This window comes from Streptomyces sp. NPDC057271, from assembly GCF_042668715.1.
Classification (GTDB): Bacteria; Actinomycetota; Actinomycetes; order Streptomycetales; family Streptomycetaceae; genus Streptomyces.
The window spans coordinates 21,076-29,815 of sequence record NZ_JBHUYJ010000098.1; the positions used below are offsets into that span (position 1 = coordinate 21,076).

General features: G+C 70.3%; 9 protein-coding genes. 5 read left to right on the forward strand and 4 right to left on the reverse strand.

All coding sequences use genetic code 11. The features are described from left to right. Positions 1-28 precede the first annotated feature (28 nt). Positions 29-805, reverse strand: coding sequence for an enoyl-ACP reductase FabI (gene fabI / locus ACFUJR_RS31445; RefSeq protein ID WP_383180693.1), 777 nt, complete (start codon positions 803-805; stop codon positions 29-31). Between the two features lie 5 nt (positions 806-810). Next, a complete protein-coding gene (gene fabG, locus ACFUJR_RS31450; RefSeq protein ID WP_383180696.1) occupies positions 811-1,530 on the reverse strand; it encodes a 3-oxoacyl-[acyl-carrier-protein] reductase in 720 nt (239 codons plus the stop codon). 197 nt (positions 1,531-1,727) lie between these two features. Here fabG and ACFUJR_RS31455 point away from each other — a divergent pair, with 197 nt between their 5' ends. From ACFUJR_RS31455 to tyrS, 3 genes are all read left to right on the forward strand, one after another. After that, positions 1,728-3,278 (forward strand): TldD/PmbA family protein, encoded by a 1,551-nt coding sequence (locus ACFUJR_RS31455; RefSeq protein ID WP_383180705.1) that lies wholly within the window; start codon positions 1,728-1,730, stop codon positions 3,276-3,278. A gap of 82 nt (positions 3,279-3,360) precedes the next feature. Next, positions 3,361-4,755 (forward strand): metallopeptidase TldD-related protein, encoded by a 1,395-nt coding sequence (locus tag ACFUJR_RS31460; protein ID WP_383180699.1) that lies wholly within the window; start codon positions 3,361-3,363, stop codon positions 4,753-4,755. A 54-nt stretch (positions 4,756-4,809) separates the two neighbouring features. Next, positions 4,810-6,081 carry a tyrosine--tRNA ligase gene (gene tyrS, locus ACFUJR_RS31465; protein ID WP_383180702.1) on the forward strand — a complete coding sequence of 424 codons (1,272 nt, stop codon included), beginning with the start codon at positions 4,810-4,812 and terminating at the stop codon, positions 6,079-6,081. A 285-nt stretch (positions 6,082-6,366) separates the two neighbouring features. Here the strand turns inward: tyrS and ACFUJR_RS31470 are convergent, their stop codons facing one another. Further along, a complete protein-coding gene (locus ACFUJR_RS31470; protein WP_383181583.1) occupies positions 6,367-6,642 on the reverse strand; it encodes a GlsB/YeaQ/YmgE family stress response membrane protein in 276 nt (91 codons plus the stop codon). A gap of 180 nt (positions 6,643-6,822) precedes the next feature. Here ACFUJR_RS31470 and ACFUJR_RS31475 point away from each other — a divergent pair, with 180 nt between their 5' ends. Both ACFUJR_RS31475 and ACFUJR_RS31480 read left to right on the forward strand, forming a co-directional pair. Beyond that, positions 6,823-7,167 carry a DUF3099 domain-containing protein gene (locus ACFUJR_RS31475; protein WP_383181585.1) on the forward strand — a complete coding sequence of 115 codons (345 nt, stop codon included), beginning with the start codon at positions 6,823-6,825 and terminating at the stop codon, positions 7,165-7,167. A 192-nt stretch (positions 7,168-7,359) separates the two neighbouring features. Beyond that, positions 7,360-7,590 carry a hypothetical protein gene (locus ACFUJR_RS31480; protein WP_383181588.1) on the forward strand — a complete coding sequence of 77 codons (231 nt, stop codon included), beginning with the start codon at positions 7,360-7,362 and terminating at the stop codon, positions 7,588-7,590. Here the strand turns inward: ACFUJR_RS31480 and moaA are convergent. Further along, complete coding sequence (gene moaA, locus ACFUJR_RS31485; RefSeq protein WP_383181590.1) at positions 7,573-8,562, reverse strand: GTP 3',8-cyclase MoaA; 990 nt, start codon at positions 8,560-8,562, stop codon at positions 7,573-7,575. The two genes, ACFUJR_RS31480 and moaA, sit on opposite strands and share 18 nt — an antisense overlap. Between the last annotated feature and the right edge of the window lie 178 nt (positions 8,563-8,740).

Consider the following 8,740-nt stretch of genomic DNA (forward strand, 5'->3'; position numbering starts at 1 on the left):
CGGCCTCGGTACGCGCGTGTGGAGGCGCTCAGGCGCCGATCGCGTGCAGACCGCCGTCGACGTGGACGATCTCGCCCGTGGTCTTCGGGAACCAGTCGGACAGCAGGGCGACGACGCCACGGCCGGCCGGCTCCGGGTCGGCGAGGTCCCACGTCAGCGGGGAACGGCTGTCCCAGACCGCCGCCAGCTCGCTGAAGCCGGGGATCGACTTCGCGGCCATCGAGCCGATCGGGCCCGCCGAGATCAGGTTGCAGCGGATGTCCTGCTTGCCCAGGTCACGCGCCATGTAGCGGTTGGTGGCCTCCAGCGCCGCCTTGGCCGGGCCCATCCAGTCGTACTGCGGCCAGGCGAACTGCGCGTCGAAGGTGAGGCCGACGACCGAACCGCCCTGGTGCATCAGCGGCAGCAGGGCCATCGTCAGGGACTTCAGCGAGAAGGCCGAGACGTGCATGGCGGTGGCCACCGACTCGAACGGCGTGTTGAGGAAGTTGCCGCCGAGCGCGTCCTGCGGAGCGAAGCCGATGGAGTGGACGACGCCGTCCAGACGGTCGCCGAGGTGCTCGCGGACCTGGCCCTCCAGGCGCGCGAGGTGCTCGTCGTTGGAGACGTCCAGCTCCAGGACCTTGACCTTGTCGGGCTCGGGCAGCTTCTTGGCGATGCGCTCGGTCAGCGTCGGACGCGGCCACGCGGTGAGGATGATCTCCGCGCCCTGCTCCTGGGCCAGCTTCGCGGTGTGGAAGGCGATGGAGGACTCCATCAGCACACCGGTGATCAGGATGCGCTTGCCTTCGAGAATTCCGCTCATGGTGATCAGTGACCCATGCCCAATCCGCCGTCAACCGGGATGACGGCTCCAGTGATGTACGAGGCGTCGTCGGAGGCGAGGAACCTCACCGCGGCGGCGATCTCCCCGGGCTGCGCGTAGCGGCCCAGCGGCACCTGGGACACGATGCCCGCGCGCTGCTCCTCGGTCAGCACCGCGGTCATGTCGGTGTCGACGAAACCGGGGGCGACGACATTGAACGTGATGTTGCGCGATCCGAGCTCGCGAGCCAGGGAGCGGGCGAAGCCGACAAGGCCGGCCTTCGAGGCGGCGTAGTTCGCCTGCCCCGCCGAGCCGAGGAGGCCGACGACCGAGGAGATCAGGACCACGCGGCCCTTCTTGGCCCGCAGCATGCCGCGGTTGGCGCGCTTGACCACCCGGAAGGTGCCGGTCAGGTTGGTGTCGAGGACGGACGTGAAGTCCTCCTCGCTCATGCGCATCAGGAGCTGGTCCTTGGTGACCCCGGCGTTCGCCACCAGGACCTCGACCGGACCGTGCTTCTCCTCGATCTCCTTGTACGCCTGCTCGACCTGCTCGCCGTCGGTGATGTCGCACTTGACTGCCAGGCAGCCCAGTTCGGTCAGGGCGGCCGGCGGCTCACCGGAGCGGTACGTGATCGCGACCTTGTCGCCTGCCTCGGCGAACGCGCGGGCGATGGCGAGGCCGATGCCCCGGTTGCCTCCGGTGACAAGAACCGAGCGGCTCAACGGATCACCCTTTCGATAGCGGTCTGAATGCCAGAAACCTATCGGTCCGCTTCCGCCCGCGAGGACTCGGCCCCTGACAGTGGCGTACGGATGTCACTGTCGGATCCCTACATAAAGCTCTGGGCGTGGCGGCCGAAAGCGCGACATGATCGGGGATGACCGGTCTCACACGACAGGAGACAGCTGTGCCATCTGGCATCCATTCCATCGACGCGGCCTTCACGGCGCTGCCGCTGCGGGCGCTCGCCGACGCGGCGCTCGCACGCGCGCGTGCCCTCGGCTCCGATCATGCCGACTTCCGTCTGGAGCGGGTGCGCAGCGCCTCGTGGCGGCTGCGCGACGCCAAGCCCTCGGGGTCGTCGGACACCACGGACCTCGGATACGCGGTGCGGGTGGTGCACGGCGGAGCCTGGGGGTTCGCCTCCGGGGTCGACCTGACCATGGACGGGGCGGCGCGGGTCGCGTCACAGGCCGTCGCCATGGCCAAGCTGTCCGCCCAGGTGATCGCGGCGGCCGGGTCCGACGTGGGGGTACCCCCTGGACAGAGTCCTTGGGGGAGGGTGGAGCTCGCCGAGGAGCCGGTGCACGCGGAGAAGACCTGGATCTCCGCCTACGAGATCAACCCCTTCGACATCCCCGCCGCCGAGAAGAGCGCGCTGCTCGCCGAGTGGAGCGAGCGGCTGCTGCGGGCGGACGGCGTGGCGCACGTGGACGCCTCGCTGATGACCGTCCAGGAGAACAAGTTCTACGCGGACACGGCGGGCACCGTCACGACCCAGCAGCGGGTCCGGCTGCACCCGCAGCTGACCGCCGTCGCCGTCGACGAGACGACCGGCGAGTTCGACTCGATGCGGACGATCGCGCCGCCGGTCGGCCGGGGCTGGGAGTATCTGACCGGCACCGGCTGGGACTGGGACACGGAGCTGGAGCGGATCCCGGAGCTGCTCGCCGAGAAGATGCGCGCGCCGAGCGTGGAGGCGGGGACGTACGACCTGGTGGTCGACCCGTCGAACCTCTGGCTGACGATCCACGAGTCGATCGGCCACGCCACCGAACTGGACCGGGCGCTGGGGTACGAGGCGGCGTACGCCGGGACCTCGTTCGCCACCTTCGACCAGCTGGGGAAGCTGGCGTACGGCTCGTCGATCATGAACGTGACGGGTGACCGCACGGCCGAGCACGGTCTCGCGACGATCGGGTACGACGACGAGGGCGTCGAGGGGCAGAGCTGGGACCTGGTGAAGGACGGCACGCTCGTCGGCTACCAGCTGGACCGGCGGATCGCGAAGCTGACGGGCCTGGGCCGGTCGAACGGCTGCGCGTTCGCCGACTCCCCCGGCCATGTGCCGGTGCAGCGGATGGCGAACGTCTCGCTCCGGCCCGACCCGGGCGGCCTCTCCACGGAGGATCTGATCGGGGGCGTCGAGCGGGGCATCTACGTGGTCGGCGACCGCTCGTGGTCGATCGACATGCAGCGGTACAACTTCCAGTTCACCGGGCAGCGCTTCTTCCGCATCGAGAACGGCAAGCTGGCCGGGCAGCTGCGGGACGTCGCGTACCAGGCGACGACGACCGACTTCTGGGGCTCGATGGAGAAGGTCGGCGGCCCGCAGACGTACGTCCTGGGCGGCGCCTTCAACTGCGGCAAGGCCCAGCCGGGCCAGGTCGCGGCGGTCTCCCACGGCTGCCCGTCCGCCCTCTTCCGGGGCGTCAACATCTTGAACACCACGCAGGAGGCGGGACGATGACCGGTCACCACGGAATCTGCCGGGGGTCCGGGGGTCGTCCCCCGGGCAAGCACCGTTTGAACACCACGCAGGAGGCCGGTCGATGAGCTCCCGTTTCACCAAGCCGTACGAGATCGTCGAGCGGGCACTCGAGCTGTCCCGGGCGGACGGGTGCGTCGTCATCGCCGACGAGGAGTCCTCCGCCAACCTGCGCTGGGCGGGCAACGCGCTGACGACGAACGGCGTGACCCGGGGCCGTACGCTCACCGTGGTCGCGACCGTCGACGGGGCGCAGGGGACGGCGTCGGGTGTGGTCTCGCGCTCCGCCGTGACCGTCGACGACCTGGAGCCCCTGGTGCGGGCGGCGGAGGCCGCCGCACGGGCCGCCGGTCCCGCCGAGGACGCCCAGCCGCTGGTCGAAGGCGTGGACGCCTCGCCGGACTTCACCGACGCGCCGGCCGAGACCACCTCCGCCGTCTTCACGGACTTCGCGCCCGCGCTCGGCGAGGCCTTCGCCCGCGCCCGGGCGGGCGGCCGCGAGCTGTACGGCTTCGCCAACCACGAGCTGACCTCGACCTACCTCGGTACGTCGAAGGGGCTGCGGCTGCGGCACGACCAGCCCAACGGCACCCTGGAGCTCAACGCCAAGTCGCCCGACCGCTCGCGGTCCGCGTGGGCCGGGCGCTCCACGCGGGACTTCAAGGACGTCGACCCGGGGGCGCTCGACGCCGACCTGGCGAAGCGGCTCGGCTGGGCGGAGCGCAGGATCGAACTGCCCGCCGGCCGGTACGAGACGCTGCTGCCGCCGACCGCCGTGGCCGACCTGCTGATCTACCAGCTGTGGTCCTCGGCGGCCCGCGACGCGGTGGAGGGCCGTACGGTCTTCTCGAAGCCCGGCGGTGGTACGCGGCTCGGCGAGACGCTCTCCCCGTTGCCGCTGACCCTGCGCAGCGATCCGAACGAGCCGGGTCTGGAGTCCGCGCCCTTCGTGATCGCGCACTCCTCGGGCGACGACTCCTCCGTCTTCGACAACGGTCTGCCGCTGATGCCGATCGACTGGGTGCGTGAGGGCAGGCTGGAGCATCTGATCACCACCCGGCACACCGCGGCGCTCACTCGGCTGCCCGTGGCGCCGGGGGCGGGGAACCTGATCCTGGACGGCGGCGGCGAGCGTTCGCTGGAGGAGATGGTGGCCTCCACCGAGCGGGGTCTGCTGCTGACCTGCCTCTGGTACATCCGTGAGGTCGACCCGGCGACGCTGCTGCTCACGGGTCTGACCCGGGACGGCGTCTACCTCGTCGAGAACGGCGAGGTGGTCGGCGAGGTGAACAACTTCCGGTTCAACGAGTCGCCGGTGGACCTGCTGTCGCGGGCCTCGGAGGCGGGCCGGACCGAGAAGACGCTGCCGCGCGAGTGGAGCGACTGGTTCACCAGGGCGGCGATGCCGGCGCTGCGGGTGCCGGACTTCAACATGAGCTCGGTCAGCAAGGGTGTCTGACCCCCATAGACTGAGTCACGGCGTGACAACCATCGAGCAAGGAGACCGGGAATCGTGACGGACATCGTCGACGAGCTCAAGTGGCGCGGGCTGTTCGCCCAGTCCACCGACGAGGACGCACTGCGCAAGGCTCTCGCGGACGGTCCTGTCACGTTCTATTGCGGTTTCGACCCGACCGCGGCCAGCCTCCACGTCGGCCACCTGGTCCAGGTGCTCACCGTCCGCCGGCTCCAGCAGGCCGGTCACCGGCCGCTGGCGCTGGTCGGCGGGGCCACGGGCCAGATCGGCGACCCGCGGCCGACGGCCGAGCGCACCCTGAACGACCCCGAGACGGTGGCGAACTGGGTGAACCGGCTGCGGAGCCAGATCGAGCCGTTCCTCTCCTTCGAGGGGGAGAACGCGGCAGTCATGGTGAACAACCTGGACTGGACCGCGGGCCTGTCCGCGATCGAGTTCCTGCGGGACATCGGCAAGCACTTCCGGGTCAACAAGATGCTGACCAAGGACTCCGTCGCACGGCGCCTGGAGTCCGAGCAGGGCATCAGCTACACCGAGTTCAGCTACCAGCTGCTGCAGGGCATGGACTTCCTGGAGCTGTACCGGCGTCACGGCTGCACGCTGCAGCAGGGCGGGTCCGACCAGTGGGGCAACCTGGTGGCCGGGCTCGACCTGATCCACCGGCTTGAGCCGGGTGCCGAGGTGCACGCGCTGGCGACGCCGCTGATGGTCAAGGCGGACGGCACGAAGTTCGGCAAGACCGAGAGCGGGGCCGTCTGGCTGGACCCCGAGATGACGACGCCGTACGCGTTCTACCAGTTCTGGCTGAACGTGGACGACCGGGACATCTCGACGTACATGCGGATCCTGTCCTTCAAGTCCCGCGAGGAGCTGGAGGAGCTGGAGCGGCTCACCGCCGAGCGGCCGCAGGCGAGGACCGCGCAGCGGGCGCTCGCCGAGGAGCTGACGACGCTGGTGCACGGCGCCGAGCAGTGCGCGGCGGTCATCAACGCGTCGAAGGCGCTCTTCGGTCAGGGCGACCTGGCCGAACTGGACGAGGCGACGCTGGCCGCGGCGCTCTCCGAGCTGCCGCACGCGCGGGTGGCCGAGCTCGGACAGGTCGTGGACCTGTTCGTCGAGGTCGGCCTGGCGCCGAGCAAGTCGGGTGCGCGCCGGACCGTGAAGGAGGGCGGGGCGTACGTGAACAACGTGAAGGTCACCGCCGAGGACGCCGAGGTGTCCGCGGACGAGCTGCTGCACGGCCGCTGGCTGGTGCTGCGCCGGGGCAAGAAGAACCTGGCGGCGATCGAGGTCGACACACAGGGCTGACACCCAGGGGCCAGGGCCGGCATCCGGCCATGGCACGCCGGAGGCCGGTACGCGCACGACGCGCGTACCGGCCTCCGGCATGGCGGGGGTCCGCGGACGGCCACGGTGCCGACGGCGCGCCGCCCGCGCCCGCCGGGAGGACCGGACGGCGCGGCGGACACGGTCCGCTCCCGTTCCGCTCCCGTTCCGCGCCCGGGCTCCGGGGCGGGGTCCCGTCCCGCACTGCCGTCGCCCGAAGGGGCGCGGGGACGAGAGTGCCGGACCTGCCCCTTCGGGCGGCCCCCCTCACGCTCGTTGCTTGTTGCCCCTGATCGCGTTCCACACCATGTCGCCGAGGAAGACCACGAGCACCGCGCCGGCGAGTTGGAGCAGGTGCCGCGTCCAGTCGATACCCTTCGTGTCCTCGACACCGATCCAGGTCGCGACGGAGTTGCCGAGAACACTGCCGATGATGCCGAACACGGTCGTCAGCCAGAGTGGGATCTGCTGCTTCCCCGGGATGATCGCCTTGGCGATCAGACCGAGCACGAGGCCCACGATGATTGCCCACAACCAACTCATGGTCGCCTCCTCAGGCGGCGCGATCTGCGCATGTGGGCCCAGTCTCGGCTCATCCGTCATACGGCGCATGTCGGAGAGCGCCATACGTGCCCCGGTCTCCACCGTCTCGGGCGGCGGGCGTACCGTGGAGAGAGGTCCGGACCGGGGAGGGTCCGGCGCGGACGCTGGTGGTGGAATGCGATGCGGAAGCACGGCGGGACACAGGTCTTCCGAATCACCGGGGCCCGTCAGGGCCTGGCCGACGACGTCCGCGGCCGGGAGCGGCGGTACGTGATCTCGATGTCGGTGCGGACGCTGTCCGTCATCGCCGCGGTCCTCCTCTGGAACGTCGAGCGCCATGTGGCCGTCGTGGCTCTGGTGCTGGGTGCGGTGCTCCCCTATGTCGCGGTGGTCATCGCGAACGCCGGGCGGGAGAAGCCGCCGACTCTCCCCTCCACGTTCGTACCGGGACCGACGCGTCCTGAGCTCTCCACCGGGGCCGCCACCGCGGAACCGCAGGCGGAGCATCCGCCCGAACAGAGTTGATCACCATCGCGAGTCAAAGCTCAAGAAAAGCTCAGATCAATGATGAAGTTCCGGTGCACCGCACCCCATCCCCCGTGACATACTGCCTACGCGCTCCGCATCCCCCGTCGGAGCGACGGACCGATGCCGGGCAGCTCCCCCCGTGGCTGCTCGGCATCGCCATTGTTGGACAATGATCGTGTGATCAATCCGGTGAGTGACGAGACCCCGATCGAGACGCCGCCCTGTTCCGCAAAGGGCTGCCGCGCCGACGCCGTGTGGGTACTGGCCTGGAACAACCCGAAGCTGCACACGCCGGAGCGCCGCAAGACCTGGCTCGCCTGCGAGGAGCACCGTGAGCATCTCTCCCAGTTCCTGGGCGTACGGGGGTTCCTGAAGGACGTCGTCCCGCTCGCGGAGTGGGAGTCAGCCGCCGATCGCTGACATCGGCCGCTCCGGCTGAAGGAAGCTCGGGTCGTCCAGGCCCGATCCGGCCTTCTTGCCCCACATCGCCAGCTTCCAGATGCGGGCGACCTCGGCGTCCGGCGCGTCCGAGCGCAGCGTCGCCCGCAGGTCGGTCTCCTCGGTGGCGAAGAGACAGGTGCGCACCTGGCCGTCGGCCGTGAGCCGGGTCCGGTCGCAGGCCCGGCAGAACGGGCGGGTGACGGAGGCGATGACCCCGACCGTGTGCGGTCCGCCGTCCACGACCCAGCGCTCGGCGGGGGCCGAGCCCCGCTCGTCCGCACCCTCGGCGGTCAGGGTGAAGCGCGTCCGCAGGGACTCCAGGATGTCCCCGGCGGTGATCATGCCGTCGCGCTTCCAGCCGTGCTGGGCGTCGAGTGGCATCTGCTCGATGAAGCGGAGTTCGTATCCGTTCTCCACCGCCCAGGCGAGCAGGTCCGGGGCCTCGTCGTCGTTGAGCCCGGGCATCAGGACGGCGTTGACCTTGACCGGCGTGAGCCCGGCGTCGCGCGCGGCGGCCATGCCGTCGAGCACGTCCTGGTGGCGGTCGCGGCGGGTCAGGGTCTTGAAGACGTCGGGCCGCAGGGTGTCGAGGGAGACGTTGACCCGGTCGAGACCGGCGGCCTTCAACGCGGCGGCCGTGCGCTTGAGCCCGATGCCGTTCGTGGTCAGGGACATCCTGGGGCGGGGCTCCAGGGCGGCGCAGCGCTCGACGATGCCGACGAGGCCGGGGCGGAGCAGCGGCTCGCCGCCGGTGAAGCGGACCTCCGTGACACCGAGGTCGGTGACCGCGATCCGTACCAGCCGGACGATCTCGTCGTCGGTCAGCAGGTCGGGCTTGGCCAGCCACTGCAGGCCCTCTTCCGGCATACAGTACGTACACCGCAGATTGCACCGGTCGGTGAGCGAAACGCGCAGGTCGGTGGCCACCCGGCCGTAGGTGTCGATGAGCACTGAGGGCCCCCTTCCCGTCGTTCGGTGATTGCTACAGCGAGCCTACGCGAGACCACCGACAACCAGCAGGGGCCGATTGGAACGAGGACCGGGGGGGGGAGGGCGGGGGAGGCCCCTCCCCCCCCCCCCCCCCCCCTCTTCCCCTTTTCCCTTTCCCTTCTTCCCCCCCCCCTCCGCT

Excerpts from the sequence above, each read along its gene's own strand:
- fabI (WP_383180693.1), bottom strand. The coding sequence starts at position 805 with ATGAGCGGAATTCTCGAAGGCAAGCGCATCCTGATCACCGGTGTGCTG.
- ACFUJR_RS31460 (WP_383180699.1), top strand. The coding sequence starts at position 3,361 with ATGAGCTCCCGTTTCACCAAGCCGTACGAGATCGTCGAGCGGGCACTC.
- ACFUJR_RS31470 (WP_383181583.1), bottom strand. The coding sequence starts at position 6,642 with ATGAGTTGGTTGTGGGCAATCATCGTGGGCCTCGTGCTCGGTCTGATC.
- ACFUJR_RS31475 (WP_383181585.1), top strand. The coding sequence starts at position 6,823 with ATGCGGAAGCACGGCGGGACACAGGTCTTCCGAATCACCGGGGCCCGT.